Source organism: Rhizobium sp. MHM7A (assembly GCF_005862215.1).
GTDB lineage: Bacteria > Pseudomonadota > Alphaproteobacteria > Rhizobiales > Rhizobiaceae > Rhizobium > Rhizobium bangladeshense.
This window is the reverse complement of the sequence record NZ_VCHT01000001.1, coordinates 1,209,175-1,235,835: the sequence shown is the minus strand read 5'-3', so window position 1 is coordinate 1,235,835 and position 26,661 is coordinate 1,209,175. Positions and strand designations below refer to the sequence as shown.

The 26,661-nt window shown below is 53.7% G+C and carries 25 protein-coding genes and 3 tRNA genes; 16 read left to right on the top strand and 12 right to left on the bottom strand.

What is annotated here, in order from left to right; translation table 11 throughout:
* Positions 1–2 precede the first annotated feature (2 nt).
* Positions 3–740, top strand: coding sequence for an NUDIX domain-containing protein (locus tag FFR93_RS07100; RefSeq protein WP_138392644.1), 738 nt, complete (start codon positions 3–5; stop codon positions 738–740).
* 148 nt (positions 741–888) lie between these two features.
* On the opposite strand, the gene FFR93_RS07095 is transcribed toward FFR93_RS07100, so the two are convergent.
* Positions 889–1,353 carry a hypothetical protein gene (locus FFR93_RS07095; RefSeq protein WP_138392643.1) on the bottom strand — a complete coding sequence of 155 codons (465 nt, stop codon included), beginning with the start codon at positions 1,351–1,353 and terminating at the stop codon, positions 889–891.
* Between the two features lie 237 nt (positions 1,354–1,590).
* Here FFR93_RS07095 and FFR93_RS07090 point away from each other — a divergent pair, with 237 nt between their 5' ends.
* Both FFR93_RS07090 and mutL read left to right on the top strand, forming a co-directional pair.
* Positions 1,591–2,022: a MarR family transcriptional regulator gene (locus tag FFR93_RS07090; protein ID WP_171049125.1), complete on the top strand. Its 432-nt coding sequence runs from the start codon at positions 1,591–1,593 to the stop codon at positions 2,020–2,022.
* On the top strand, positions 2,023–3,657 hold the full coding sequence (mutL, locus tag FFR93_RS07085; RefSeq protein ID WP_138392641.1) for a DNA mismatch repair endonuclease MutL: 1,635 nt from the start codon (positions 2,023–2,025) through the stop codon (positions 3,655–3,657).
* Between the two features lie 152 nt (positions 3,658–3,809).
* Here mutL and FFR93_RS07080 read toward each other — a convergent pair whose 3' ends face one another.
* From FFR93_RS07080 to FFR93_RS07065, 4 genes are all read right to left on the bottom strand, one after another.
* Entirely contained in the window at positions 3,810–11,147 is a 7,338-nt protein-coding gene (locus FFR93_RS07080; protein ID WP_138392640.1) for a putative Ig domain-containing protein, read from the bottom strand.
* 112 nt (positions 11,148–11,259) lie between these two features.
* Positions 11,260–11,955 carry a hypothetical protein gene (locus FFR93_RS07075; protein ID WP_138392639.1) on the bottom strand — a complete coding sequence of 232 codons (696 nt, stop codon included), beginning with the start codon at positions 11,953–11,955 and terminating at the stop codon, positions 11,260–11,262.
* The gene (locus FFR93_RS07070; protein ID WP_138392638.1) at positions 11,955–13,112 is read right to left on the bottom strand and encodes a hypothetical protein; all 1,158 of its coding nucleotides are present in this window, start codon (positions 13,110–13,112) and stop codon (positions 11,955–11,957) included. Before FFR93_RS07070 ends, FFR93_RS07075 begins: the two co-directional genes overlap by 1 nt.
* Positions 13,113–13,205: 93 nt before the next feature.
* On the bottom strand, positions 13,206–13,829 hold the full coding sequence (locus FFR93_RS07065) for a hypothetical protein (RefSeq protein WP_138392637.1): 624 nt from the start codon (positions 13,827–13,829) through the stop codon (positions 13,206–13,208).
* 111 nt (positions 13,830–13,940) lie between these two features.
* On the opposite strand from FFR93_RS07065, the gene FFR93_RS07060 reads away from it, so the two are divergent.
* The 7 genes from FFR93_RS07060 to FFR93_RS07030 all read left to right on the top strand — a co-directional run bounded on the left by FFR93_RS07060 (position 13,941) and on the right by FFR93_RS07030 (position 18,642).
* Positions 13,941–15,014 carry a hypothetical protein gene (locus FFR93_RS07060; protein ID WP_138392636.1) on the top strand — a complete coding sequence of 358 codons (1,074 nt, stop codon included), beginning with the start codon at positions 13,941–13,943 and terminating at the stop codon, positions 15,012–15,014.
* A gap of 401 nt (positions 15,015–15,415) precedes the next feature.
* Complete coding sequence (locus tag FFR93_RS07055; protein ID WP_138392635.1) at positions 15,416–16,030, top strand: hypothetical protein; 615 nt, start codon at positions 15,416–15,418, stop codon at positions 16,028–16,030.
* Between the two features lie 114 nt (positions 16,031–16,144).
* Positions 16,145–16,633, top strand: coding sequence for a hypothetical protein (locus FFR93_RS07050; protein WP_138392634.1), 489 nt, complete (start codon positions 16,145–16,147; stop codon positions 16,631–16,633).
* Positions 16,634–16,643: 10 nt separating this feature from the next.
* Positions 16,644–17,030, top strand: a complete 387-nt coding sequence (locus tag FFR93_RS07045; RefSeq protein ID WP_138392633.1) for a hypothetical protein — start codon at positions 16,644–16,646, stop codon at positions 17,028–17,030.
* 116 nt (positions 17,031–17,146) lie between these two features.
* Entirely contained in the window at positions 17,147–17,467 is a 321-nt protein-coding gene (locus tag FFR93_RS07040; protein ID WP_138392632.1) for a hypothetical protein, read from the top strand.
* A 77-nt stretch (positions 17,468–17,544) separates the two neighbouring features.
* Positions 17,545–18,009 carry a hypothetical protein gene (locus FFR93_RS07035; protein ID WP_138392631.1) on the top strand — a complete coding sequence of 155 codons (465 nt, stop codon included), beginning with the start codon at positions 17,545–17,547 and terminating at the stop codon, positions 18,007–18,009.
* A 3-nt stretch (positions 18,010–18,012) separates the two neighbouring features.
* A complete protein-coding gene (locus tag FFR93_RS07030) occupies positions 18,013–18,642 on the top strand; it encodes a hypothetical protein (RefSeq protein WP_138392630.1) in 630 nt (209 codons plus the stop codon).
* A gap of 78 nt (positions 18,643–18,720) precedes the next feature.
* On the opposite strand, the gene FFR93_RS07025 is transcribed toward FFR93_RS07030, so the two are convergent.
* The 4 genes from FFR93_RS07025 to FFR93_RS07010 form a co-directional block, all read right to left on the bottom strand.
* A tRNA-Lys gene (locus tag FFR93_RS07025) sits at positions 18,721–18,795 on the bottom strand.
* A gap of 17 nt (positions 18,796–18,812) precedes the next feature.
* Positions 18,813–18,889: transfer RNA gene (locus FFR93_RS07020), tRNA-Lys, on the bottom strand.
* A gap of 18 nt (positions 18,890–18,907) precedes the next feature.
* Positions 18,908–18,983 (bottom strand) — tRNA-Lys (locus FFR93_RS07015).
* A 286-nt stretch (positions 18,984–19,269) separates the two neighbouring features.
* A complete protein-coding gene (locus FFR93_RS07010) occupies positions 19,270–19,794 on the bottom strand; it encodes a sigma-70 family RNA polymerase sigma factor (protein WP_138392629.1) in 525 nt (174 codons plus the stop codon).
* A 131-nt stretch (positions 19,795–19,925) separates the two neighbouring features.
* Between FFR93_RS07010 and FFR93_RS07005 the strand changes: the two genes are divergently transcribed.
* The 5 genes from FFR93_RS07005 (at position 19,926) to FFR93_RS06985 (ending at position 24,195) form a co-directional block, all read left to right on the top strand.
* Positions 19,926–20,495, top strand: a complete 570-nt coding sequence (locus FFR93_RS07005; protein ID WP_138392628.1) for a hypothetical protein — start codon at positions 19,926–19,928, stop codon at positions 20,493–20,495.
* Positions 20,496–20,500: 5 nt separating this feature from the next.
* On the top strand, positions 20,501–22,822 hold the full coding sequence (locus tag FFR93_RS07000) for a transglycosylase domain-containing protein (RefSeq protein ID WP_138392627.1): 2,322 nt from the start codon (positions 20,501–20,503) through the stop codon (positions 22,820–22,822).
* A complete protein-coding gene (locus FFR93_RS06995) occupies positions 22,815–23,102 on the top strand; it encodes a hypothetical protein (RefSeq protein ID WP_171049124.1) in 288 nt (95 codons plus the stop codon). The genes FFR93_RS07000 and FFR93_RS06995 overlap by 8 nt, the downstream gene beginning before the upstream one ends.
* Before the next feature lie 3 nt (positions 23,103–23,105).
* Positions 23,106–23,357 carry a hypothetical protein gene (locus FFR93_RS06990; RefSeq protein ID WP_138392625.1) on the top strand — a complete coding sequence of 84 codons (252 nt, stop codon included), beginning with the start codon at positions 23,106–23,108 and terminating at the stop codon, positions 23,355–23,357.
* A gap of 88 nt (positions 23,358–23,445) precedes the next feature.
* A complete protein-coding gene (locus FFR93_RS06985) occupies positions 23,446–24,195 on the top strand; it encodes a sigma-70 family RNA polymerase sigma factor (RefSeq protein WP_138392624.1) in 750 nt (249 codons plus the stop codon).
* Here the strand turns inward: FFR93_RS06985 and dut are convergent.
* From dut to thyA, 3 genes are read right to left on the bottom strand one after another with little or no spacing between them, the layout of a single operon-like run.
* Entirely contained in the window at positions 24,187–24,726 is a 540-nt protein-coding gene (gene dut / locus FFR93_RS06980) for a dUTP diphosphatase (protein ID WP_138392623.1), read from the bottom strand. The genes FFR93_RS06985 and dut overlap by 9 nt on opposite strands.
* Complete coding sequence (locus tag FFR93_RS06975) at positions 24,723–25,178, bottom strand: dihydrofolate reductase (protein ID WP_138392622.1); 456 nt, start codon at positions 25,176–25,178, stop codon at positions 24,723–24,725. The genes dut and FFR93_RS06975 overlap by 4 nt, the downstream gene beginning before the upstream one ends.
* 4 nt (positions 25,179–25,182) lie before the next feature.
* Complete coding sequence (thyA, locus tag FFR93_RS06970; protein WP_138392621.1) at positions 25,183–26,160, bottom strand: thymidylate synthase; 978 nt, start codon at positions 26,158–26,160, stop codon at positions 25,183–25,185.
* Between the two features lie 127 nt (positions 26,161–26,287).
* Here thyA and FFR93_RS06965 point away from each other — a divergent pair, with 127 nt between their 5' ends.
* The gene (locus tag FFR93_RS06965; RefSeq protein ID WP_138392620.1) at positions 26,288–26,629 is read left to right on the top strand and encodes a hypothetical protein; all 342 of its coding nucleotides are present in this window, start codon (positions 26,288–26,290) and stop codon (positions 26,627–26,629) included.
* The last annotated feature ends 32 nt before the right edge of the window (positions 26,630–26,661 follow it).

Genomic DNA, 26,661 nt, shown 5'->3' with positions numbered 1-26,661 from the left:
CTGTGACTGACGTGAACGATATAACCGATCTAGAATCCTTTGACCGTTGGCGCGCCGAACAATTGCAAGCCATGTATGAATGGAGGCCTTTTGACCATGCCAAGGACATCACACGTCTTCTTGGTAAGATCATTTATGCCATTTATTCTCCCGTGTATAAAGAAGGCAAGCTCGTTCAACGCGAGGAGGAAGGTCTGCGCTGTCTTGCGACGGGCCGCATCGTCGGTGTCGATGAAGGATATGCCTTTATAAAGAATTTCCGGGATAATCTTCGGCCATACCCTGATGAAATCGTCTACCACAATCCAAAGCCAGTCATCGTTGTGATGATGCGGGCTCCTTCTGGTGCAGTGTTAACACGCCGCGCTGAAGAGCGGACCCGTGGCCAGCTGGCTTTCCCTGCCGGTTTCCAGGAAAACAAGGATTTGACCTGGCAGAATGCTGCTCGCCGTGAAGTCTTCGAAGAAACCGGCCTGGTGATTTCTCCGGAATATCTGAAGGAATACAAGACGCACACGGTCGCCAACGGCAGCATCAATCTGATGTTTGCCTTCTACATGCGTCTCGTCGATGAGCCGCCGAAGCGGGAGCCTGATGATGAGGTTCTTGAAGTCGTAACAACGGCGAGGCCTATCGATCTTGCGTTCGAAACCCATACCGAGGCTCTGCGGGCGTTCCTGACGCTTGACGTTTCCCTGTTCAAGCAAGTTCAGGCTTCGGATGAAGATTTGACACTTTGAACCAATGAGCGCGCTTGGTCACGACACAAGGCGCGCTCCGCCACCGTCATGAGATCAGCTTGCCGTCCCTGTTCGTGAAGATGGCATTCGGGAGCAGCATCTTCTATTTCTCTGCCTAGACCGTGCCCCTGGAAGCTGTAGCGTCTGATCAGGCAGTCTTGACCTTGTGGATCAGCCGGTCAGCGCGTATTGCAAATTCCGGCAGCGGTAGTGTTTTAATTCGTTCTCTTACCCCCGCACTGTTTCCACGCATCGTAATGTGTGGCCTGAACGGCATGAAGTCGGAGACGTGGCCATATACGGAACGATAATGCATAAAGAGTTCATTGAGGACATCATCGCAATGCAGTTTCAGAACCAGCATATCCTCGTTGGGACCGAACATAGCGAAGGTTTCCGGCTGAAGAATATGCGGGGTGAATTCCTGTAGCCCTTCTCGGAACAACGGGCTCATCACTTTGCTGTACATGATCGTCATGTGGAATTTAAATTCATCGACTCTCAACTTCGATTGATCGTCAATGTCAGCCAATCCCAGTCGATGCGCTAGGCAGAAATCGAACAGATTGTTTGTTGTTTGTTCGTCGAATTCCAGTCTCGAATAATCAATCATGAGCGTCGCCTCAGTTCTCGATGCGTTGTGGTGTGAAAGATGATCTTTGTGAAAGGAATTATGTGGGATATTCCGGCTCCTGGGAATACTCCAGCAAGAGGATATGAATTTCTTTCCAGGCTCTTTCGAAAAGGAATTCCGACTTGGGAAAATTATCCGAAATTCAAAGCATTTCCTTGTTGCATAAAATCCGCCCCTACCTGACCCTATTAATGAAGCGAATATTGGTGGCAGATGATGGCGGTTAAGGGCTCAGAACAGAGCTGGGTAGATGCTGTGGTTGCGATGGATCGCAGCATGCGCGTGTTCCAGAATTTCGTGAGCCCGATCATGCAGCACCATGGTGCTGACCTGTCTCTGAACAATCTCAATTTCCTGCTGAGCATTGGCCCTGGTGATGTGATGGTGAACGACATCGTCCGAAACGGGCAATACGTGCCTTCGAACGCGTCTTATGCCCTGAAAGAGCTGCAGAAGCAGGGTTACATCGACCGTCGCCAGGACCCTAATGATCGCCGGAGCGCGATTGTGACCTATACGAAAAAGGGCAGTGACCTGGTGAAGGATATCAAGGCTGCCTCCAAGTCGGCCAGCCGTGCTTATCGGGATGTCATCGAACATCTTCATACGTTCGACAGTCATTGCGCTCGGCTGCCTGAAGGCTTCTAAATGCCTATCCGGGTTCTTCCTCCCAACGTCTCGGCCCTGATTGCCGCTGGTGAAGTCATCGACCGACCGGCAGCGGTTGTTCGGGAACTTCTCGAAAACGCACTCGATGCTGGTGCTACAACGATTGAAGTCGACATCGCGGGCAGACATTTTGGCCGTATCGTGGTTGTCGACAATGGTTTAGGTATGTCGCCTGACGATTTGGCGCTGGCTTGCGCGCGGCACGCAACATCAAAGCTTCCCGGAAATGACATCAGCGCCATCGCGACGCTCGGTTTTCGCGGTGAGGCTTTGCCTTCTATTGCTGCAGTAGCCCGTCTCAGGATCACATCGCGTCCCAAGGACCAGGACGTTGCCTTCGGCGTTACCGCAAACGCCGACACGATTTCCAAGGTGATGCCCTGTGCTGGTGGCTATGCGACCCGCATCGAAGTTGAGGGACTGTTTGATAACCACCCCGCCAGGCAGGCGTTTCAAAAGAGCTTTGCGACCGAACTGGCAGCCGTTCAGGATGTCGTGGACCGGATTGCGCTGGCGTGGCCTGGCGTGAAGTTCGTTTTCAGGGCGACATCGCGCACCGTGACCTATCCTGCGCGGCCTAATTTTGCAGCTCGCATCAGAGATGTCCGGGGAGAACCGTTAGCCTCGAATGCGGTAACGGTAGAGCACGTGGAGGATGGCATTACTGTCGCCGGTCTGACGAGCCTCCCGACGGTTATGGACGAAACGAAGAAGGGCAGCCTGGACCTGATAGTGAACTTTAGGCTGATTTCTGACCGTTCTCTCAGCACTGTGGTGCAATCGGTTTATAAGGGACTTACGGGAACGACAGACCGACCCTTCGCCTCTCTTGCGATCAGCGTTGACCCTTCTGAGATCAACGTAAACGTTCATCCCACGAAATCCGAGGTCCGCTTTCGCCATCCAGGCAAGGTCGCGGAGGTCGTTCGGAATGCTGTCAGTGACGCCCTCAATCGCGCGGGCATCCGGTCTCGAAAAGGCATTTCCGATCTCGCACGCGCCCTGGCTGCTCCAGTTGCAGAGGCTGACGACCAGCGCCGTCGCCCGCTTGGCCGTTTTCTGACGCAGGCAAATGACTCATGGATCATTGCCGAAACGGTTGATGGAATCGTACTCATCGATCAGCATGCTGCCCACGAACGCCTGGTGCTTGAACGCTTGAAAAAGGCAGCGGCTGATCTGCCTGACGAGATCGTCCGCCTTGAGCGGCCCTACCTTCATCCGGTATCTCATACACAGGCCGCAGCTGTTGAGGACCTTTTTCAATCGCTGAATGATTTTGGTTTTGGAGTAGCTGTCGGTGACCGGGTTGTTGCTATTCGGTCGTTTCCATCTGTCCTCTCTGATTGTTCGATTAGTGATCTGGCGGAGATGTTGGTCGAGCATTGTGAGATGGGTACCGTATCCGGACTTATGGGCGATGCTCTCTGGGAAAAGCTGGCAACGGCGGCCTGTAAGGCAGCGATCAAGGCCGGGCATAAGCTGACGCCGGAACGGGCAGAAGCGCTGCTTCGGGAGATTGAAGCGACCCCGAACGGGTCTTACTGCAATCACGGCCGTCCGACTGTTCGATATCTTACAAATACCGAAATCGGGAACATGTTCGAACGGTGATCAGAATCTGTGGGGCAATTCCCCGTTTAAAGGTGATGAAGCCCTCGTTTTATGAGCGAGGGCTTCATGCTTTTATGGTGCGCCGTTAAACCAAAGTTGCCGTACAAGACACGAAAATAATGGGGCCCGGCAGCGTGGCCAGACCCCTTCGCTTACAGGTCTCCAACTGGAACTGGAATACCGGAGTTAGTATTCTTCCAGTTGCCAAGCTGACCGTAATCATTGTCACCCCAGCATTGAGCTTGACCGCTGTCGAGCAGGGCGCAAGAGAAATCATCCCCTGCAGTTATGGACGCAGCCGTGGTGATGTTGCTAACAACCTGTGGCTGGTAGGTGTATCTTGAGTAAATTCCGTTCCCAAGTTGACCGCTTTCGCGCAAACCCCAGCAGGAAACAACCCCCCTTCGAAGAGCGCATATGTGGCCCATGCCTATCGCAGCATCTGAATTACTATACCCCGACAAGCTCATCCACCGAGGAGATGGGTAGCTGTAACTGTTGTCACTTTGCAGCTTGTTATATACTCCGCTCCCCCAGCAATAGAGCATACCGGTATTATTGATTGCACATCCATTTCCCACCCCTGTGACAAGCTTTTGGGTATTCGTCAGGGAAAGCTTGTCAGGTGACAGCACAGTCGAACTAGCGGTGCCATTTGCATAACCTTGCCCCCAGCACCAAACTTCTCCATTCACTTTCTGCACGCATGTGTGCATACGTCCTACTTTGAGCGTGGCGACACCACTTTCCAGGCCGGGGACCGTGGTGGGAGTAAGCGCCGTTGTCGTATTACCGGTGCCGAGCTGGCCCTGGTTATTGGCACCCCAACACTTCACTTCACCCGTTGTCAACATTGCGCAGGCATGTTGTCCTCCGATACCAATTTGGGCGACACCGCTTTGGAGGCCTTGAACGTCCCAATACCCGCGCAAGTTCGATATCTTACCCGTTCCCATATGGCCGTAACTGTTCGCGCCGTAGCATTTGGCCGCGCCTTCTTTTGTCACAACGCAATACTGACCTTGTCCGTTGGTGGTTCCCGCCGATACTGAGGCGACGTTCTCTCCTAGGGCTGCGACGGTCTGTGGATTGTTGGAATAGCCTGCTCCCCAACACTGCAGTGCACCTTTGGGAGTGACGCCGCAGGCAAACATATCACCAGCAGAAATCTGTGTGTAACGGAATTGTTTTCCTTTAACAGGGACGACGTATTCCTTCGTCACGGTGGCGAATTCATCTGTCTTGTCTTCAAAGGTCGCAGTGAAAAGCAGCTTGTAGTCGCCAGATGCCGTTGGCTTGCCGGTCAGTTTCTGGCCGGAAATGGCGAGACCCGGGGGATAAGCGTGCTCCTTCGCCGGATCGCTATCCAGAGACCAAGCAAACTTGACGCTTGTCTTCGCAATATTCTCGTTGGTCGTAATAAGTTGCGTCAAGTCAAAGGAGTAATCTGTGTTCACCTCTGCGTCGGCAATGGCTCCTCCGATGTCCAGGTTGATGACCGGCAACTTAACTTCAAGCGTGTAGTCCTTCGTGGCCTTCTTGCCACCGAGGCCGGTTGCCGTGACTTGGAAGTTGTAAACGCCGGAAAGTGTCGGCGTTCCGGAGAGGATACCAGTCAATGAATTGATGGAAATTCCCGGAGGGGTGCCGGTAGTACCGGCCGAGATCGACCAGGTAATTTCCGAGACGTCCATCCCGATAGCCGTGATCAGAGGCTTGAAATCGTAGGTGTAGGGCTCAATGCGCTTCATGGCGTTCGGCAGCGTTGCCGAGGCGAGCGACAGGAAGTAAGCACCGGCCTGCGAACGGATCATGATAGGGTTGGATGTGCCGACATCACCGAGGCTGTCGGTGCTGGTAACAGTGATGGGGCCGAAATCACCGAGAACCTGTGGATTGCCTTCAAACTGTCCGAGGCTCGTGTTGAAGGTCATTCCTTCCGGAAGGAGTGTCGGATCAACCGGGTTCCAGGTGGCCGCACCCACCGCGTTGAGGCGGGTTACCTTTACTGGAGCCATGGGTTCTTGAGCCGAAACGACCATTGATTCCGGGGCCGTTAGGGTCATTTTTGGCAGAACTTGAACTCGCACCGGTTTTGACGTTACGCGGAGCGTCTCGTCAGTGATCGACAGGTTGAAGGTGCGGTCGATGACTTCGTTGAACGAACCGGTCATCACGCCCGTGGTAGGATTGACCTCGATGTTCGTGCCCGCCAGGTCCAGGGAAAAGAAATTCGGTGGGCCAAGCACGTTATCATAGGTCGGCATGCCCGAAATGAAGGTGTAGCCGACCTTCGTGATAACGTTCGTCACCGCCAGGTCAATCGGATCGTCGTTCATATAAACCGTGAACCAGATTGGACCGACAGTTTTCGTGCCAGGCAGTGCGTCGCCAACTGTTAGCATTACCGGACCGAAAGCTCCCACCGCCTCTGGCTTGCCTTCGAAGGTGCCAGTCGTAAGGTCGAAGTACAACTCGTCCGGAAGTGTGTTTGCTCCGTTAATTGACCAGGTCAGCGGACCATAGCTGTTGTCGACTGCAGGTTGCGTGACGCCTGCATCGGTGAGCGTGTAGTTGAACAGCAGGTCGTTTTCACCCGACATGCTCAGTGTCAATTCAGGTACGATATTGATCGTGACCACGGCTTCTGCCGAGCGGGCCGTCACATCGGTCACCGCAACCGTCGCCGTGATCGTGCCGACCTCAGTGGCAGTGCCACTGATCACACCGGTTTTTGCGTCAATCGACAGACCAGTGCCGGAAAGTCCCGTCGCCGTCCACGTAACGTCACCGACCGTGTTGTTGGCAACTGGTGCATCCGTCCTTAGGCTATGACCGACACGCATATCCTTGCCCGCAACCGTCAATGTGATCGCAGAGCCGTCCTGCGCGACGTTGATCGAGAAGGTTTTCGTGCTCGAAGCCGTCGTCACCCCTTCATACGTATCGAACAGTCGGATCACGATATTTTCGAAAAGACCGAACTCGCTCGGAACGCCACGGAAAGCTCCGTTTGTTTCGTCGAAATACATGTCATTCGGCAGAGTACCCGATACCAGCTGCCAGCTGGCCTGGCCAAGCACGTTCTTCTTGCTGAGTGTGGTATCAGCCTTGTAACCGACCAGCGCGGGAATCGGTCTTGCATTGTCCGTCGCGATTTCCGGTAACTTGCGGTCGACAACGGACAGAACAATCGTCTTGTCACTGTAGTCGCCAACACCATCTGTCACGCGGAATGTGTATGGCACGGCGGAGAACTTGGCGTCGGCCGTCGCAGTCATCCGGCCTGTCTTATCGTCCAAAGTGAACCCGGCAGGCAACGCAGGTGTTACCGTGTAGGTTTCGCTGTCAATCGCGTTCTCCGATCCCAGGTCGAAGTAGCCTTCGAAATATTGGTTGAAGGCGAATGTGTCAGGGCCGGTGATCTTCAGCGGATCACGTGCATCGACCGACAGGGTGAAGGCGTATTCGTCCTTGCCGAGGTTGCCACCCTTGCCATCATCGGCCTTGATCGTGAAGGTCGTCGACGTTAGCGCCTCAGTCGGTTTGCCGGTGATGACGCCATCGTTGAAGTAGAGCCCGGAAGGCAGTTTCGGCTCAATCGACCAGTTCACTTTTGCAATGTCATTGGAGACAGTCGCAGCGGTGACTGAACCGACATCCTGGTGCTGCTTGAACGATGTGGCAGGTTCACCCGTGCCCGTCAGCGTTAGCTGATCGCGCGGTTCGATCTTCAGTGTGAACGGTTCTGTCGTTGCTGTCCCGAGCGAACCGCCCTTGGCATCAACGACCGTTACCTGAAAGGTGCCATTAAAGGTAGTGTTCAGCGAACCTGAGAACGCGCCATCGGTGAAGTAGAGGCCCGTCGGCAAGCTAGGCAAAATCGACCAGTTCGCAATTGGCGTTATCTCGTTCTCCAGAACGACCGAACCAGCAATTTCCTGGTACTGCTTGAAGCTTAGCGGCGGCACGGCAGCCGTCAGCTGCTCTCGTTGCTTAACCTCAATCGTTACATCGACGTAGGTCGTTGTGTTGTCGAAGGCGTCTGTCGCGACAACACGGTAGGTTGTCGGAGCCTTCACCTCAGTTGGCTCCCCTTCAATGACGCCGGTATCCTTGTTCAGCGTGAGTGTGCCAGGCAGAGCAGGGCTACCACTCGCCAGCGAATAGCTGATCTCGCCAACCGCATTGTCGACCGTAACTGCAATTGGTTTGGTGACATATTGGTCAAGCGTCACCGAAGTCGGTGCGTTGGCTTTCAGTTCTCCAACAGCGTCGAAGGTCACTGTAGTGGTGCCTTGACGTCCCAGAAGGTCCGTGGCGGTCACGGCCGTCGAATAGCTGCCGATTTCCGGGAATGATCCGGTGATCTCGCCGGTATCCTCGTTGAACAGGATATAGCCTACCAGCCGGTCAGCTCCTTCCGCGAAGCTGAAGTTGACGTCCGGAATGACGTTCGTCGGCTTCAGCACGAAGGTGCGGGATGCGGCCCCTGCCCTTGCCTTGAAGGACGCGGATTCGAACTCAACTTCGCCGGGTATCGTCACCTTGATCGTGACGCCGATTTCGCCTTGTTCTGGATATCGAACTGTGGAACCGGTGTCATAACCGACAACTTTGATTTTGTCATAGATGCCAGCTTGTTGCGGTGTACCAATAAATGAACCGTAGGTTGGGCTCTTGGCATCCAGATCGAAGGACATGCCAGGAGGCATGTCGCCCGTCACTGACCATTGAACCGCACCCAGCGAATTCACGACTTCCGGCCGAATTTTTGCAGGAGCGCCCTTTGTTACCGTAGCGGTTGGGAAGGTGAACGAAAACGGAAGTGGCTTGTCAACAATAAGGTTGAAGACTCCCGTGTTGGAGACGTTTCCGGTTTTGTCACGGACATAGGCAGTGAATGGGAACGTGCCTTCGACTTCTGGCGTTCCAAAGATCATGCCGGAATTATAGTCGAAAACTAGGCCCTTTGGCAGGGACGCAGTATTCGGCGCAATCCAGTAGGTGAAGCCTGGAATGCCGTATTCACGTACCATCCGAGCTTCGCCATATGTTCCGCGATTGAATGGGAATGCAGTAACGTTCTCTTCTGTTTTCAGAGAAACCGGCGGTTGGATCGTAAGTTTTAGTGTGCCCTTGAGCGGGTCTCGGTCGAGTTCATCCTTGATCTCGTAACCAATCTCATAGACGCCTGCTTCGTTCACCTGCCCGATAACAAGCTTTCTTACGGTTTGATTGTTGCCGATGGTGCCATCCTGCAATGTTAGACCGAACGGATTGGCATCAAGTGTATAGGTGACGTTGCCATATGTTCCCATGACCGTAGGAAGAGCCAGGTCGCGTAACGGCTGCCCTTCAGCCCAGGTATACGGAATTTCCAGCGTCCCGCTGATCGGGCGAGGATCGGCCGGTTGGACAACAGTTATATCGAAGGGCTCGGAGGTCCAGCTATAAGCGTTACCGTCTGCATCCGTGGCCTTGATCTTGATCCCGGTGTAAACGGTGCCCACAGGGTCCGTAGTTTTTCCAATGATGTATGCACGGTTATAGCCAGACGTGAGATCGAGTGTGTCTGGCAACGTGCCTCTATCGAGAAGTTCGAAGGTAACCTGTCCATGCTGCTTTTCGACCATGGCAAGGGGTTTAGTGGTGCCGTTGTAGACGTAGCGTTCGACTTCCGGCGTCACGATTGTGCCGACCAGCTTCTCGCGTGCCTCCACAGTGATATAGAACTGGTTTGACTTGAATGGTTTCTGAAGACCGTCAGTGATCGAAACTCCGAATGGCCCGTACGTCCCTGCCGGTACGTTGCTGTCCGGAGAGCCAGTAATCCGGCCATACGAGTTTATCGACAGCCACGACGGAAGTTCGTTTGACCCTGTGATGGCATAAGTCGCGCGATCATGAACGGCTGCATAGTCGACATCAACCCGGATGTCGACTTGCTCATTTTGCCTTACTGTCGTAGTCGCCGGATATTGAGGGTTGAGGTTCTCGTAAACGCGTATGTATTGACTCGCGGCAGCCGTCGGGTTGCTTAGCGTCTCTGGTCTAGCGGTCACGATGTACCGATAAATTCCCGCCGTTCCGATTCCGTTGGTCGAGCTGATAACTCCGTTTGCCATCGTCAGGCCGTCTGGCAGGGGCGTGGACTCGTGCATTTCCCACTTGACGTCTTCCTTAACTTCTTTCTTCAGTTTTGGAGGGGCTGTTTCAAACGCCTCGTCTACTCGCACGAACTTCGTTTCTAAAGTGAAGCTAAGGTCTTCTGCTGCGATAGAAAAGATGAAGGGGTTCGTCGAAGCGGTTGTAATCCCCTGCCCAGAGACAGTCACAACAATTCCTTCAAACTTGCCCGACTTAATCGGAGTTCCGGATATTTTTCCCGTGAGTTCGTCAAGCTCAAGTCCATCTGGAAGTTCGCCTGCGGTGACGTGCCACCGTGCATTCCCGCTGCTATCGACCGGGGCGAAACCTTGCTCGAAATATTTACCGAAAGAACCATAGAGGTTTTTTGTCGGTTTAAGCCGCAATTCCTCCGGCAAGGTCGTCAGCGTGAACTCGTTGGAGTAGCCAAGCGTTCCATCGGCGCTATCGCGCGCTTCGATCTTAAAAGCAGCGGAAGTATCAAAGTCGACGAAGGCCCCGCCAACTTCACCTGTCGCCGATGAAAATGTGACGCCATCAGGTCGAATGGTTGACGGAACTAAACGATAGGTGATCGTGCCAATCTGATGCTTAACGCCTGGCTTTCTGGAGAAGCTCTCCCCGTCATTTGTGTCGATGGTTTGGTCATCGATATCCTCGGCAAACGTCGGGCCGTCCTCGACAAGGAGGTCCCCGTAAACGTAAGCTACCGGCTCATTCAGATAGTTATAGCCTTGCCAACCAATCGCATAGGTGCCCGCTTTGTTAGGATTTCCTTCGAATGCACCGAATCTCGTGCGCATACCGGCAGGGTTCTCATAGCCTGGGAACGGCTCCCAACGGGTTACTGCGATATCGGTCGACGCCGGGAGTTGACGGTAAAAATACTGGCCCGTATGCGTGTAGTAGTGAACCTGGGAACCAACGCCGATGGGTTCAAAGACGGTGAAATGGATTTCCGCTCTGGCGATGCGATTTCCTTGCGCATCAAAGCCGATATAGACCGCCCGTTCTTGCGCAGCCGTGTCTGGAACTCCTTCAAGAACGCCATCAAGACGATCCAGTTGAATGCCAGAAGGGATACCTCCTGCTTGGCGAACCCAGTTCACGACATCACGCGTTGACACGGGAATCTTTCGAGAAAAGCTAACGCCAACCGGTGAAATGAAATACGCTTGTATATCATTTCCGACGCCGTATTCCTCCGCTGGAGTTTCCGGCGTGACTGTGCTGGAAATGCTAGCCGTTCTGTATCGAAAAAAGTATTCTTGCGAAGACACTGCGACCGGGGTCAACGAAACAGAAATTGCGGTAACTGTCGACAAGATTTTTTTGATCATGTTGATCTTCCAGGTTTTCCCTATAAGGATTGCGTAATCGGCCCCTTTTTACAATGCAACGAGATAAATTTGCCGAGAAGAGTTCAATTTTGATCTCTTGTCGGACGCCGAACTAAAAGGTTGGTGCGCTACCCAGTTCCAACTCTTCGTCGTTGAGATCGTCTTCTTCATACATGTGGCTGAAGTCCATCGGATGTTTTTCGAAGGCATCCAGACGGTCCTGGAAAATCGCGCCCCGGGGCGCTGACAGGGTTTCAACGTTAAGCGTCTCATCCCACCATACGCCGTCGACGCGAAGGTTCTTCTCGACATAGGCAAGTAGGACAAGGTCATATGCGAAATCGGATGAGATTTCGTGCCTACTAATCGGCTGATCGGACATGGTCAGCAGCTTTTCCGTAGCGCCCAGAACGAGCTTCGGGCCCTGGACACGTTTGCGCGGCTGGTCTTCGACCTCGGCCAGAGCTTCTTCCCGTGTCGAACATTCGATCTTGCGGGTGGCTTCGTCTTCGATGTCGTAATAGGACGCGATATAGACCTCACGATCAACGAGAAGCCCTTCCTGCTTGCCCCAGTCGACAATAGCGGCCTTCTCGTCACGCGAGAGCCTGGTGGCGTTGACGAATGTCACAGGCTCACCGTCCACACGGCTCAGCACGAAACCGTCGCCACCAAGCCTTGCGATTGAACTCCAAGCGCCGGGATGGATGGAGACGGAAAGGCACGCGCCCTCATACGATCCCTTGTCCTTCAGGGATCGATCCATCGTGCCGATGTGAGCGACGACCGGGAAGGCTATGGTTTTCATCAGCGTCTTCCCATTCCAAACGTCTTGTTTGGCCGACGTTCTTCCTGATCGACATCATGCCGCGCCGCGTGAGCTGAGTTCTTGGCATGTTCGGACGCCGCAGGCTTGCGAACTTCTGGATCGGGACCGCGACGTTCGACGCGCTCGGCCGCCATCTTGGCGATCTGTTCATCGTTCCATAATGGTCGGATACCGTTCGGCGCGCCGTTGAAGGCCCGAACCCTGCTCGGCACGCGCATGGCATCGACCGCCTGCCTGCGGAAACAGGGCTGAATTCCGGAAACGGCGCGGATGACCTTTCCGGTCGGCCCGCCAAAAGCAAATTCCTCTTCTTCGCCGATAATGGCCAAAGACGGTACATAACCCGTCAGGCCTTTGCGAAGATCGGTTTGGAAGAGCGTCGAGACAGGGCCGAAGACGGGTCCGGTTTCCCTGCGAGTGTCGACATCCAGAGAAATCTGGTCGTGACCGGTCGGCAGGCTCCAGGCAGGGATCAGTTCGATCTTTGCTCCGTCATCAAACACTTCATTGTGCTCAAGGTCTTCAAGCAGAGCCTGGAACTTTTCACCCTTCTTTAGTGTCCAGGTGATCCCACCACCGCCGTTCTGTCGGATGATGAAGCCCGGCTCGCCGCCCGGCCACTGCTTGGCGCTCACGATCTCGAAAGCCCGTTTCACGTGGTCAAGGTTTTCGGCGATCATGGCCTCGGCAGGATTGATGATGGAGACGAACTGCGTCGCACCCTTTGTTGATACGGAAGCCCGAGAAACCTTTGCCATGCAGGTGATGGCCTGGACGTGACCGCGCATCTTGTCGTGGGTCCTAGCCGTGACGATCCCGACAGCTGCCCTGCCCTTGTTCACATATGCCTTGTCGAAGCAAACAACGTCGCCTGGACGTAGAGGTGCGACCCGATCCGATCCGGTGATGGCGTTTGCCAATGAGCGGAAGTTTGGCGAAGCGATGGCCTGCTCGACAGTCACGCTCGTGCCCTCTTTGGTGCCGAGCCCGTCGATGATCAGCTTCGCCTTGATCGTCTTGTCGTCGACGATGGATTCAACCGTGACAAGGAGGGGTTCGCCCCTGGCCAAGCCTTGAACAGACTGAATATGCTCGGTTGAATCTGCGCTTTTGACGCCGCTTGCTTTGAAGGCCATGGAGGACACCCTTCGATAATCGTTCTCTTGACTATGGAAGGTGCTGGCGCTGCAAGAGGCAATCGGTTGACTGAGCCTAACCTGACCTTGCCGTCAGGTCATATCTTCAAACCAGGATGGCATCTTTTGCTGGGACGGTTCTATGTTTTGCTGTTCCGCCTTTCTGACAGCATCTTCCTTGGCGTATTTCGCCAGGATGGGTGCGAAGGCGACGATCTGCTCGCGTGCCTTATCCGCCCACTTATTGAGGTCGCCGTCGGTGATTGTCGCAAGCTGTTCCTCGGATACGATCAGTCTCCACCAGCACTCGACGCCATAGATGATCTGCTTGAGTGACGGAACGAAGATTGCTGGATTGCCGATCATTCCTTTAAGCTCGGCCTTGCCTGAATCCGGCACATGGTTGACCCCGACACCAGCGTTCATATCCCCAAGGATGATCCCGAAATAGGTTTTCGCCTCGTCTTCCTTCACCAGGCGCAGGGCAACGTACTGGCCCGAACTCCGTGGATTGACGATTTTAGGCATGCAGAAACCATCCACCAGAGTGAGATGAGTTACGGGCGTCTTGAATACGATCTCGGTCATCGTCGGCTTTACTTCGTTTAAGGAAATCACCATCATCAAGATAGCGCATATGACTGGACAATCCAGTCTGTTGTCCATTCGCAAAGGAATTCTGCCATGAAGCCAATCGTTCTCGTCTAGCTCTTCCATACGGGTCGTCCGCTCCGGGATTTCCGGTCACTTCTTCAGCCTATTGCCTCGGCCTCCCCCGTTGATCGTTGACCTTCTGTTTTCCGATCAACTCTAATCAAGGATGCCGATATGAGCATTTATTCCGATCTGCGCGAGTGCGCGCTCAAAACTCCTAACTCACAATTCCTGAAGGTCCCGCTTGTGCCGTCTCTCGGCATGGTGCTGGCCGCCGCTAAAGCCACGAACGTTTTCCGTCCGGGCGATGCGGTCATCGATTACCTTGCCTCCTATGAAGCTGACTATGGCTCAAGCGGCGAGAATATTTACCCTCACCCCGATCTCGTCTCGCGCTTTGGTATGCAGACAGCGTATTGTCTCGCGGTCATCGCCGACACCTGGTCCAACTGCTTGCTTGGTATTGAAAGCTGGCTTACGTCGCGGGCTCGCAACGGCCGGGCGAACCAGGCTGGTGAAGACCTTGTCTACTTTATCCCCGACCACTGCCCCGCGTCCGGTTACCCCGATACGAAGGCCGATTGTACCGAGGAGCATATTCAGCACAGTCGGTGTCTTACGGAGCCTTTCAAGGGGCATACGGTCGACTGGTACAATCTCGACCGGGGCATCATGATGGTCGCTCCTCTTCGGCTTCCTTATTACGCGGCCAACGTTGCCGCTCGCACTGACCTTTCGGTCGCGTCCTTTCTCGATTTTTCGGATGTCATGGACTGGTCGAAGGTCCCCTATGTCCCGAATTATTCCCGGGACGGAGCTTTCACAGAAGAAGAGCGTTACGAACTCCTTGTCGCTGCAATATGGCGGGCTTGTATTGCCTGGCTCATGTCTGAAGAACAGGAAGAAGCCGTTCCCTTTCCTATGCATCCAGACGCGCAGTCGGTCATTATCTCCAACGCGATTTTCCGGCACCACGACATCTACCGCCATATCGATAAGTTTTTCGACCAGCACCCGTTCAATCGCATCTCGATCCAAACGGATGCTGCGCTCCTCACCATTGCGACGACGGAAGGTAAAAGTTCCTATTCATATCAGGAGGCGGAGACCGGTGTCTTGATACGTAACGAGGGGCTGGCCTTGCAAAATGGCTATGATCAAAGCGGATTGCGCGAGCTTCTTCTGAAACTCGCGCAGAAGCCGATCAAGAGTGTTGAGGCAATCCCGCTTTCCGCGCCCCGGGAATAGGATCGTTCAACCGATTACTACTTCTGAGACCGCATCACTTGCCGGGTGGAAATAGACACTGATACGGTCCAGGCGGTAGTCTGTGGTGGTAAACCAGTCCGTCCGGATTTCACCCTGCATGCTCGGGGAACTTTTTCGAGAGTTCCTCGACGACTTCTTTGACGGGGCGACCGATGTATTCTTTGAAAGAAGGCATATCTGTCATTGAGGTTTCACCATGTTTTACAGGCCTCCATTAGAATTCACGGCGCACTGGCAGAGCAAGGAATTCTTTTAGATTCAACGCTATCTATGTTGACACAGTTTCCGCATGTGATATCTATTGATCGTTCAAGGAGAACTGAGATGAACAGGTTCAAGGCTGGCTTCGATTAACGTTACTCACGTTAATGGAGCCAAAAATGAGTAAGACTATTTCCCTCACCGACGCTGTCAGCATCGTATATGAGGGTGTTTCGTGCGCAGGCCTCCCTTCTGGGGCCGAGTTCAGCTCGCTGAGTCACTTCTTTCAGCGTCTGAACATCACTGGTTTTGGTTGGAGCGACACGTTCCGTTGTGATCTGCGTCCGCACAGCCTTCACGTCTCGCTGCCGCGTTTGCACTTCGGGGATCGTATCTTCACTGTTCCCGTGCTTGTCGAGGTTCGTGACGCCGATGGCGTTCGCATTCCTGGCTGGCGTCTGGTGGAGCTTTGTGCCGACTATGAGCGCGAGCGTGCTGTCCGTCACCGTGAGGTATGGGCCGCTCGTTACCGCTACCGTCGCTACGAGTTCCGCGATGGTCCGGTGCCCGGCGTCTTTAAGCGCCGTCGCCACAAGCGCAAGCATCCGCATCTTCGTTCGGAAATGATCTCTAATCAGGTCGTTCTCGAAGATGATGACTATCCTGATCTGGAGGTAAAGGTTCGCGCCAAGCGCGCGCCCAAGACCCTTCAGAGCGCGATCTGGTTTCATCACGGCCGTAGCCGTCGTGGCCATAGCTGGAAGGAGCATCGCTCCAGCCAGTGGCGTTCCTGATGGGACGATATCGATATGGGCAGGGTTTCGACCCCTGCCCATCTTCATTTTCCGCATTTGATCTAATCGAGCCCGGGGCCCACAGTCGAGCCAAAGATTGCTTGAGGTTTCCCTATGTCTGAAGTTCGTTTCGTCGTCAAAATTGATGTCGCCAATCCCGATGATTTGCTCGAAGCCGCGCAGGAGCGTGGTTATGAAGGCGCTGCCGATGACATTGCCGAGATTGTCGATGTCGTCGTAATCAATGCCGAAAAGGCTCCTGTTGATACAGGGTTTGAGATCGTCAGTTCAGCGGTGACCAAGGGTGCCGATGAAAAGGCTTACGAGATCGATTTCCATCTCCGGATCACGGACGAGACCGCTTTCATCACGGAGGCCCGTCGTCGTTATTTCGCCTGCTGGGGTGACGATCACTGGTTGCCTGACGGCCTGTCCGAAGCCGGTTATGAAATCCTTGTCGCCAGCAATGGCAATCCGGATAGCCCTGTTGATATCGGCTTCGAGATCACCGGCACCACATATTACGCGGACTTGCCTTTAAGCCCGGCCGTCATTGAGGCATTTTCGGATGATTTGAACGCGTCAGCAGTTCCTGGCATGTAAGGATTGAGAGATGACGATGACAGACAAGACAGTTGATGCCGTTATCGGCGCTTTTTACGAGTTGCCTGATGGCAGGATTGCCCGGACATACGGCTGGAGCGGCTCCACCCGGATGGTGGCTTACTACTTCGATACTGACGAGCCTCGTGGCAGGATTTTCGAAGACGATATGGCGGACTGGAAACTTCGCTCTGACCTGGCTGATTTTCCGAACGCAAGAGACCCGCGTCTTCCCCGAGAGTTCGATCTGCACTGGGACATCAAGTATATGTCGGAGCTGAAAAGGGTGCTGCGCTCCGGCGACCATGACTATATCGATGAAATTCGTGAGATGGTCACCAGTCACAGCCTCCCGATTGACGAGGCGCTGCTCAATCCCTCGAAGATAAGGCCGTAGGTGGTGTTTGCGGCTGAACTGTTGCCATGATGTAATCCTGGGTGTGCGGCATGGTTCTTTCAGCCATCACCGGGCATTTTTTGTCGACGTAGCAGCATAGACGGAGAGAAATCAGGATGGCCCTGTTTGAAATCATAATCGAGTTGCCGGTCGGTTTGGATGTCGACACGCTAACTGTCGCGGCAAAGCAGGCTGGTTATGACGATGCGAAAACATCTCGAACAGATGCTGAATCGCTGTTCAGTGTTTTGATCAGGCATCCCAAATCATCTTTCGAGACAGGTCATATGCTTGCGGAAACGATACTGCAGCATTTGCCACCGCAGTCCAGATACCATTCTCACAGGTCCTCCGTTTCGATCAGTGAGATGTCTCCTGAGGATTTAGACGCCCTGCTAAATGAAATCGAGAACTCGACATACGGCCAGGCCTCGTAGACCAAATTCTTTTGACTGAGGTCTCTTACAAGAACTCATGTGATAGTTGGCACCGCACGATCCAGGAGCGAAGCCCGTTGCCGACTTACCTTTCCCAAGAAGACTTTTTCCACCGGTACTTTGAAGAATTCGGAGACGGAATCGAGCCGTCGCCAGAAAACCTGACTATGGTGCGCGAATTCCTTCTTGAAAAGTGGCGTCAGAGGGCCGCCGAGTTAGACAAGGAACCGCCGACGGATTTGACGGATTCCTGCAAATTCAGCGCCCTGTTCGGAAGCGTCGTCTTCGGTGCGGACATTGGCGGTAACTGGAACCATGTCTACAATCTGGTTGATGGCGAAATTGTCGACATCAACGCTGAAGCTGCCGACGTGAAGGGGCGCAGGGGCATCTACAAGCACGACTCCAGCTTCATCGAGAGTTACGACTTCCGCGAGTCGATGAAGACGTGTAGAGAAAGAGTGTCGACCTGGCTGAGAGAATTCGCCCCCTTGTACACCTCGAAACTGGACGCCGATAACAGCTCAGCACCAGGAATGTAAGCCATGCTTCTCACGCCTGTCGATTACCTCATGAATGATAAACAAGTCCTGCGCTGGCATGACGGGCTGTCAGAGATACTTTCCCTGCAGCGCAGTGCGTCGACGCACGACCCCTGGCTGTTCCACGGCACCAGTCAGCGGAACGCCAGGGTCATTGCCGAAAGCGGTTTCAATCCTCGAACGTCATACGTCTTCGTCCCGGATTTCGAGCGAGGGAACGGCCATGGGAAGGTGCAGGATTGCGTCTTTTGGGCTTCAACGATGGATATGGCTCGAAACTTTGCTGAGAAGAAGTCAAATAGCGGGTACAACGGCTTTCCCGTGATCTTCGCTGCTCGCGCATCCGATCTTTCGGAAACAGGAAGGCTCATACCGGACTACAACACCTGGGATTACGACTGGGATCGCAATCCGGATTATCTTCCCGTTGATTGGCGCGATTCTCTCACGAAGCTCTCGGCGATTGCGGTCGCTGACTGTCGGATTGTACCGAACCTTCGAATGTTTGCCCCTGATGATCTCGATATCATGCCAGACCCGCAAACTGCCAATGCCCGGTTTGCTGAACACCTGGAGGAGCTATACAAGCCTGACTGCGATGAGGAGGAGCCTTCAATGGTTCCTGGGATGTGATTGCCGAACGTGACGCCAAAGATTTCCTGACTTTGGAGAAGCCTGATACCTGACTTAGACGTGACGATTGAGTTGGTTTGGTAGGGGCGGAGAATTGCGACATCTCGACCCTCCGCTTAAAAGGCGGACGCTCTTCCTCTGAGCTACACCCCCGAAACCAAGGAAATGTGTGGTGGGTGATCACGGGCTCGAACCGTGGACCCTCTGGTTAAGAGCCAGATGCTGCTACCAACTGAGCTAATCACCCACTTTATAACGAGCCAGATGGTGAATGCTGTGGGGTTCGAACCCACGACCTGCTGATTAAAAGTCAGCTGCTCTACCGGCTGAGCTAAGCATTCATCACCAAGCTCGTTATGTTTCTAATCTAGCAAACGATCTTTCGGTCGTCAATAACTATTTTGCCTTTTTTTATTTATTTTCAATGACTTAGGAGTTACGCAATAGGTCTCCGATCTGGGAGTTTACCCAAAGCCAGACATCTCCACGTTTTCGTTTTGATTTCGGCACCGGGCATAAAAAAAGGCCTCAGAATTTCCGAGGCCTACTTGTGAGAGCGCAACAGAAATCCTTACCTGGTTTTCACCCGGTGCATGGATTTTCGTTTAAGCTTCATCACAACGCGCATTACATTTCCTTTGCGAATTTCGGGCGTCCGACCGGATCGGCATCCAGTGCCTCAGCGACAGCTTGACGTGCCCTCATCACACGACTTTTAACAGCTCCGACGCCACAATCAAGCACTTTTCCTATTTCTTCGTAGCTATAGCCTTCGATGGCAAGGTAAAACGCTGATTTTTGCTCAACCGGCAAGGTCTCGATTGCCTCGCCCACGGTTCGTATCCGCATATGATCAAGTGCGTCGGCTTCGGAATATGTCCTTGGGTGAACGGCAGTCATCCTGTTCACGTAGTCATCGGCGACTTTCTTCCGCCGCTTCATGTTCTTATGAACATTGACCATGATCGTGAAAAGCCACGGGTTCATCTTCGTCCCGAGTTCGAATTTATTGCTGTTTTTCAGCGCTTCAATGACGGTGTCCGTCACGATCTCCTGGGCAAGCTCAGGATTCCGCGTCCTGGCAAGCGCAAAACGCTCCAAGTCCTCACGGCAATTTAATAGTTGTTCTCTGAATGCATCATTAGGACTCATATCCCCTCCAACTAAGCCCTTAAAGGAAATATGTCAACTTTTCCGCCTTGTGTCAAACTCATGATGCGAAATAACTATTGAGAAACAATTAATTTCGGCGGAAAATAGAAAATCTCGCGGGAATTTGAACGATGTTTTCCTTTGTTAAGAAGAAATTGGCTATAGAATCCCTGGATGAAACAGCAAAGATTGTTGTCCAGCGTTTGGGAGACCTTAGCCCTGTTGAACGCGCCCAGACTTTGGCTGTTACAAATTCTTTGATGATCGCCGGATCAAAAGTCTACGGCGCAGACTTCGCAATGAAGCCCATTGCTCTCTCTGAGGAAATCGCCATAGATGCGGTTCTGGAAATGAGAGATCGGCAGCAGAAAATCCTTGCGTCGACGCCGAACCTTGAAGGAATGAGTACCGGGAACCCGATATTTGCGGCTTTCAAAAGGGAGTTGTCAGGCTGCGAGGTGGCAATGATCACTGCAGGAGCAGCGTTCCACCCTGCTGCGCGGGCAGCTGCACCTAAGTGCTGGCGACTGCTTGCATCGTCAACTCCTTTTGCAAAATATGCGGTTGAGGTCTTGCTTCTTTATCAGAAAACTCATTCACTAAACGCCGTTGTCACCGTTAACGGCGAGACACCGGATGCCAAACTCCTTTATAGCCTTGCTTCCGTGCTGCTGCCGCTGTTCAGACCTAAAGGAAAATAGGCATCATGAGCTTGTCACGAACCATTCTGTCAGGCGTGTCCATCCTGACAGTGGTAGTTGGCGTTGCTGTAGCCGGTAGTGCAGTCAGTTATCTCAGGACTCTTTCCGCCGATCTCCCGAATATCGCGGCGGTCGGCAGATGGCAGCCTCGTGAAGGCAGCCGTATTCTGGGCGTCGATGGCACCGTTCTCGGGGTCCATGCAAAGGAATACCGCGAATTCGTTCAGCTGGAGTCAATCCCGCCTCTGGTTATAAGCGCCTTCCTGGCAGCTGAAGATGCAAATTACTGGCATCACAAAGGTGTCGATCCGGTCGCCGTTGTGCGTGCCCTTGTCTCGAACTTCAAGGATGACAGTCGTGTCATCGGCGGTTCGACTATCACGCAGCAGGTCGTGAAGAACCTCATACTGTCGTCCGAGCGTACGTTTGATCGTAAGGCTAAGGAAGCCTTGCTGGCGCTTAAGGTCGACAAGGAAATTGGCAAGGCCCGAGTGCTGGAAATCTATCTCAACGAAATCTATCTCGGCGCGGGCTGTTACGGTGTCCAGGCCGCTGCCAAATGCTATTTCGGAAAGTCGCTGGATCAGTTGCTTCCGGAAGAGGCTGCCGTGCTGGCAGGTCTGCCTCAGGCTCCTTCGGCCGCCAATCCATATTCGAACATGAAGAAGGCGGTTAGTCGCCGCAACTACGTTCTCGACCGTATGGGCAAGGTCGGCTACTTGCCTTTGGAAGAGGTTGCCCGACTGAAGACCCGACCGATCACCACTGTTGGCCGCTCCGATGCAGTAACAGGTCCAGTCGATCCGGCCTATGCCTACGCCGAAGAGACCGTTCGTCGCCTGCAGGTTGGTTCGGTCGGCTCTGACCAGTTTTACGGGGAGGGCGGCGATCTCAAAACCACTCTCGTTCCCTCATTGCAGAAAGTCGTACACGAAGAGCTTCGTCGAGGGCTTGTGATCGAAGATCGTCTGAAAGGGTATCGAGGGCATCTGGCGAGGGGTGTCAGTTTCCCTGTCGATTGGGAGCGACCTGAGCTTGCCCAGCCCGCTGGCGCTGAGAATTGGCGCGTTGGCATTATCGAAGACGTCGGCCGTGATCTTAAAGTTCAAACGCGCGATGGTTTCATGACCGTCGAGAAAACGGGCTTCTCATGGGTTACCGGAAAGCGAGGGGCAAGCTCGGTCTTCAAGCGCGGCGATGCCATTCTGGTCGGCGATATCGGCGATGGTCCGGAGATTGTCCAGGTCCCGAAGACGCAAGGAGCCATCGTCGTCATGCAGCCTGAGACAGGCGCTGTGCTTGCCCTCGATGGCGGCTTCAGTGCTGCGGGCAGCGAATTCAATCGCGCGACACAGGCAAAGCGTCAGATCGGCTCGGTGTTCAAGCCATTCGTATATCTGACAGCGCTCCAGATGGGCTACAATGCCATGTCTCCGGTGCTGGATAGTCCTATTTCGCTCGATACCGGTAACGGCAAGGGTGACTGGCGTCCGCAGGAAAAAGACAAGGGTTTGGGCCTGATCACGCTCCGACAAGCGTTGGAGAAGTCTCGCAATCTGGCAACCGTGCGACTGCTCTACGACATCGGTGAGAATACTATCGGGGACGTTGCGCGCAGCATCGGCCTGGAGATGCCCGCGAATATGACCTACGCGATGGCGCTGGGTTCTGCCGAGACCACGCCGTTGAATGTAGCTACAGCATACAGCGCGATTGCCAATGGGGGTCGCCCGGTCAACCCTGCCTTCTTTGGCGACCTTCATAACACCACCGCCGACAAGGCATCCTTTGACCCGATTGCCGTCGCCCAGCTTTCATCGATCCTGGAAGGCGTGACCTATGCGGGAACGGCTCGAACGGCGTTCTCGGACTTCCCACACGCTATCGCCGCCAAGACCGGCACGACAAACAGTTCGCGCGACGTCTGGCTTGCTGCCTACGGACCCAAATTCGTGATTGTCACGTGGCTTGGCAATGACGACTTCACGCCTCTTCACAAGGGAGCGGCTGGCGGACAAACCGTTGCACCGATTGTTCGGCGCATCCTTGACCGTTCTCAGGGTTCAATCGAATTTGCCGACTTTACGCTGCCTGAAGGATCGGTCACCATTCGAGTAGACCGCGCATCTGGTTCGTTCAATCCGGAAGGCGACGTCGTCGAAATCATCCGTGAAAATGAGCTGGCGTCCTATACGCAGTCAAATACCGAGGAGAGCCAAGATGAGCAGCCAACAGAGCAACCCGCAGAACAAGGAGTTTCTGAACCGGTTCCTGGACTACCTGAAACAGAGCCAGGAAGAGGAGACGAACCCTTACCAGGTGAGTAAGGGTGAGGTCATCGAGGAGGCAGTCGACGAAATTGAATCGAAAGCGATTATTTCCTATGCCGATCTCTCAATTGATCTCGACAAATTTGAGGGCCTGTCGGACGAAAAGATCATTGAGCACCTGCAACGCGTAGGAAAACTTGCGACGGACGGTCAGCTCAAAGAAGTTATCGGAATGCATCCAACCTATCCGTATGAGGGTAGTCATGATGATCTCGTCACCCTATATATCCAGCATACGATGAAGGTAATCTCCAATTTACGTTCACTGCAGGATTGAGAAATGCTTGATATTCGCTCGGTCATTGAAGAAGTTCCGCTGGACGAAATTGTCTTCGCAGAGCGTATCAAGGGTGTTCATGAGCCTTACGTTGGGCAGCCTGAGGGGCATCTTTACATCTTGCGCGATGGATACTTGGTTCGGATCATTCCGGCTATCGTCGCGCAGAAGAAGGTGTTCTTCTTTGACATTAACCATCGCTTCGATGCGGAAACCGTGAAGCAAGTCTGGAGAATTCGGCCAGCTGCAGATTAATCCCGGCCGATCTCTGCCATTGCCCTATTCTTGACTTTTTTCAGCCCACGCCGCTCACTTTTAGGAGAAACCAAATCCTGGAGGAGCGGTGACGATATCACGCACATCTGCTCTTTCTCGCCCGATGCTCGATCCCGAGGAAGAGGCTAAACTCATACAAAGAGTGAAGGATACCAACGACCTTGCTGCTGAAACGCGCATCGTCGAATCCTATTATCGCGTCTGTTTCAGTACGGCTGCGAATTATAGCAAGAACCCGGCCGACATCGAGGAACTGGCACAGGAAGCCTATTTCGGGCTGCGTCGCGCCATTCATAAATACGATCCCGCGCGCGGCACTAAATTCTCCACCTACATTCGTGATTGGCTCAGGTCCCATATATCGGCCGCATCATCTAAAACAATGAGCCCCATATCCATTCCACCTCGGCTCTACATCGACGCCAAAATGAACCGTCTGGACAGCAAGAAGCATGCTTCCGCGTTGAATGCGGTCTCACCTGTTCTTGAGCTGGATGCCCCCATCATGCAGGAGGAAGGCAGTGAGAGCGAGCAGACCCGCCTTGTCGACACTTCGCCGAACCCTGAAGAAAATGCCATCTCAGTCTCGTCCCGGCAACATGCTAAAACCCTGATTGCGCTGGGGATGGAGAAGTTGACGGATCGCGAACGTCATATCATTGCTCGACGTCGTCTGAGTGAATATCCGGATACGCTGGAAGAGATAGGCCTCGATCTAGGCATTACCCGCGAACGAGTAAGGCAAATCGAGATCGAGGCCGTTGAAAAAATGACAGCGCTTTTGTCATCGCTGCCTGGAGATCAGCGTTTACTTTGAGACCTGCACGACGCCGCCGGTAGAGCCGAAACCGCCCTCGCCTCGTTCGGTGGTGTCGGCGAACTGTTCGACATCCAGAATCCGCGCCTGTTCAACCCGCATAAACGCGATCTGAGCGATGCGGTCGCCAGGATTGATGGTGATCGGTGCACCGCCCTGGAACAGGATTTCGTCCTTGTACTTGATCGTCGGCATCAGGCGGTTCCATGCGACACACTTCAGTTCGCCCTGGTAGTCGCTGTCGATAAAGCCGACAGTGTTACCCATGACGAGGCCGAGCGAACCGGTCGAGGAGCGCGGCATGACGACACCTGCGTAACGTGGGTCCTTGATCCACATCTTGAAGCCCATGTCGAGCTTCACCTGCTGCTGCGGCTGCAGGATGATCGGCTTGTCGATACAGGCGTAAAGGTCCATGGCACCGGCACCCTCGCTCTTGAACATGGGTACGCCGTTTACCGTGCCATGGCGGCCGGGCAGGTTCCGCAGACGTTGGTCGATTACGATAACTTCAATGTCGAGTTTGCTCATACTTTTCTCCAAAATTCGATGATGAGAGTGGGGGTTAGAAGTTTTTCCGCAAAAAGCCGCCAGCCAAGCTCACTGAGATTTGGCATGAAGGTGTCGCAGTTGAACTGACCAGGAATTCTTGTGATTTCCGCGTGAGAGCAGAATGGTTCCAGTTGGCGATAGATTTCACCGCCACCTGCGACCAACATTTCAGAGAGGCCGTTATCGTGGCCGACCTCAATTGCCGCCTGGATATTGAGCCCGTTCCCATCCTCACTGCGGCTCAGGACATGGATTGTCCGGCCTCTGAGTGTGGTGGGCAAGCTTTCGAAGGTGCGGCGGCCCATGATCAGGTGCTGGCCCATGGTCCGCTGCTTAAAGTGAGCGAGATCGGCGGGCTCGTGCCACCCGAGCGAATTTGCGCGACCGATGCCCCAGGCCCTGTCGCAGGCCGCAATCATAGTAAGTTTCATGGGATTACACCGCTACAGGAAATTCGATGATGGGATGCGGGTCGTAACCCTCAACGACAAAATCCTCGATCCGGAAGTCATCGATGTTGTCGACCTTTCGAAGTGATTTCAGCTTCGGAAAAGGCCTCGGCTCTCGGGACAGTTGCGTCAAGCAACCTTCAATATGATCAAGGTATACGTGAGTATCTCCGCCGCTCCAAATCAGTTCACCAACGTCCATGTCGACTATATTTGCCACCATATGAAGTAACGCTGCCGCCCCAATCAGGTTGAACGGCAACCCAAGCGCAGAATCTACACTTCTTTGTGTCAACATAAGGGAGACCCTTGCTTTCTCCTTTACCGAATTTCTTCCGAGTAGACTCCAACCAAGAGACGAATTGCTAGACAGTGCTTCAAGGTTTACTTCAGCAGGATTTGTAACCTGGAACTGATACAGCAGGTGACAGGGAGGCAGCGCCATCTTGTCGAGGTCTGCAACATTCCAGCCATGGAAGAGCATTCGGCGGCTTGCCGGGTTTGTCTTCAGCGTCTTGATGATGTCGCCGAGCTGATCGTATTCCTTCCCGTCCGGCCCCATCCATTTACGCCATTGCTTTCCGTACACGGGACCGAGATCGCCCCATTTCTCGGCGAAATCTGTATCGGCTACAATCTTGTCTTCGAATTCCCTTTGCTCGATCTGATGGCCTGTTTCCTTGCGATATTTTGCCAGCGGCCAGTCAGTCCAAATTCTGACGTTCTCGATCAGCAGGTCGCGAATGTTAGTCTTCCCGGTTAGAAACCAAAGCATTTCCTTGATTGGAAGTTTCCAGAAAATCTTCTTCGTCGAGAGCACTGGGAACGATCCGTCCGACAGATCAAACCGAAGCGCCGTTCCGAACTTCGCAACTGTTCCCGTGCCGGTTCGATCAATGCGGAGGTCCCCCGTTTCCAGAATATCGCGCATGAGGTCGAGGTACTGGTGTTCGGGCAAAGTCATGCAGATGATCCGGAAAAGGAATTGGTTGAGGAATTCTAGGATCAAAAAAAGGCTTTCGGCAATCCGTGAAAATTTCTTTTAGCCGACATCGTCCGCTTCCATACTTGTTTGGTAACGGAGAATTCCTATGACTAAACGCAAACCAACAAACGTCGTCGAACAGTTGAAAGAACTCGTCGTCGAGACATTGAGTTCAATCGGCTACGATGTGTCGGGCATTTTCGCCACCGAGCGCGGCCTGGCTATCCCGTCGGCGAAAATGCAGGTAACCCTCAAGGTTTCCAAGGGACACCGCGTATTCGAGTGCATCGAGCAGTATTCCGTCATGGACGTTTCGACAGGTAAGGAGACCGTTCTGACGATGGTTCGCTTCGAAGAGCCTATGGAGAAGCCTGCCAGCATGGCTCGTTCGATTGCGCTCCATATCGCACAGAACCAGATCGACGGAGCTATTGATCGAACAATTTGACTTGCATCAGCAATTTGTCGATTTCACCGCCA

Excerpts from the sequence above, each read along its gene's own strand:
- FFR93_RS07065 (WP_138392637.1), bottom strand. The coding sequence starts at position 13,829 with ATGGAAGAGCTAGACGAGAACGATTGGCTTCATGGCAGAATTCCTTTG.
- mutL (WP_138392641.1), top strand. The coding sequence starts at position 2,023 with ATGCCTATCCGGGTTCTTCCTCCCAACGTCTCGGCCCTGATTGCCGCT.
- FFR93_RS07095 (WP_138392643.1), bottom strand. The coding sequence starts at position 1,353 with ATGATTGATTATTCGAGACTGGAATTCGACGAACAAACAACAAACAAT.
- FFR93_RS07050 (WP_138392634.1), top strand. The coding sequence starts at position 16,145 with ATGTCTGAAGTTCGTTTCGTCGTCAAAATTGATGTCGCCAATCCCGAT.
- FFR93_RS07000 (WP_138392627.1), top strand. The coding sequence starts at position 20,501 with ATGAGCTTGTCACGAACCATTCTGTCAGGCGTGTCCATCCTGACAGTG.
- FFR93_RS07070 (WP_138392638.1), bottom strand. The coding sequence starts at position 13,112 with ATGGCCTTCAAAGCAAGCGGCGTCAAAAGCGCAGATTCAACCGAGCAT.
- dut (WP_138392623.1), bottom strand. The coding sequence starts at position 24,726 with ATGAGCAAACTCGACATTGAAGTTATCGTAATCGACCAACGTCTGCGG.
- FFR93_RS07080 (WP_138392640.1), bottom strand. The coding sequence starts at position 11,147 with ATGATCAAAAAAATCTTGTCGACAGTTACCGCAATTTCTGTTTCGTTG.
- FFR93_RS07060 (WP_138392636.1), top strand. The coding sequence starts at position 13,941 with ATGAGCATTTATTCCGATCTGCGCGAGTGCGCGCTCAAAACTCCTAAC.
- FFR93_RS07010 (WP_138392629.1), bottom strand. The coding sequence starts at position 19,794 with ATGAGTCCTAATGATGCATTCAGAGAACAACTATTAAATTGCCGTGAG.
- FFR93_RS06975 (WP_138392622.1), bottom strand. The coding sequence starts at position 25,178 with ATGAAACTTACTATGATTGCGGCCTGCGACAGGGCCTGGGGCATCGGT.
- FFR93_RS07005 (WP_138392628.1), top strand. The coding sequence starts at position 19,926 with ATGTTTTCCTTTGTTAAGAAGAAATTGGCTATAGAATCCCTGGATGAA.
- FFR93_RS07045 (WP_138392633.1), top strand. The coding sequence starts at position 16,644 with ATGACGATGACAGACAAGACAGTTGATGCCGTTATCGGCGCTTTTTAC.
- FFR93_RS07090 (WP_171049125.1), top strand. The coding sequence starts at position 1,591 with ATGGCGGTTAAGGGCTCAGAACAGAGCTGGGTAGATGCTGTGGTTGCG.
- thyA (WP_138392621.1), bottom strand. The coding sequence starts at position 26,160 with ATGACTTTGCCCGAACACCAGTACCTCGACCTCATGCGCGATATTCTG.
- FFR93_RS07040 (WP_138392632.1), top strand. The coding sequence starts at position 17,147 with ATGGCCCTGTTTGAAATCATAATCGAGTTGCCGGTCGGTTTGGATGTC.
- FFR93_RS07055 (WP_138392635.1), top strand. The coding sequence starts at position 15,416 with ATGAGTAAGACTATTTCCCTCACCGACGCTGTCAGCATCGTATATGAG.
- FFR93_RS06990 (WP_138392625.1), top strand. The coding sequence starts at position 23,106 with ATGCTTGATATTCGCTCGGTCATTGAAGAAGTTCCGCTGGACGAAATT.
- FFR93_RS06965 (WP_138392620.1), top strand. The coding sequence starts at position 26,288 with ATGACTAAACGCAAACCAACAAACGTCGTCGAACAGTTGAAAGAACTC.
- FFR93_RS07075 (WP_138392639.1), bottom strand. The coding sequence starts at position 11,955 with ATGAAAACCATAGCCTTCCCGGTCGTCGCTCACATCGGCACGATGGAT.
- FFR93_RS07030 (WP_138392630.1), top strand. The coding sequence starts at position 18,013 with ATGCTTCTCACGCCTGTCGATTACCTCATGAATGATAAACAAGTCCTG.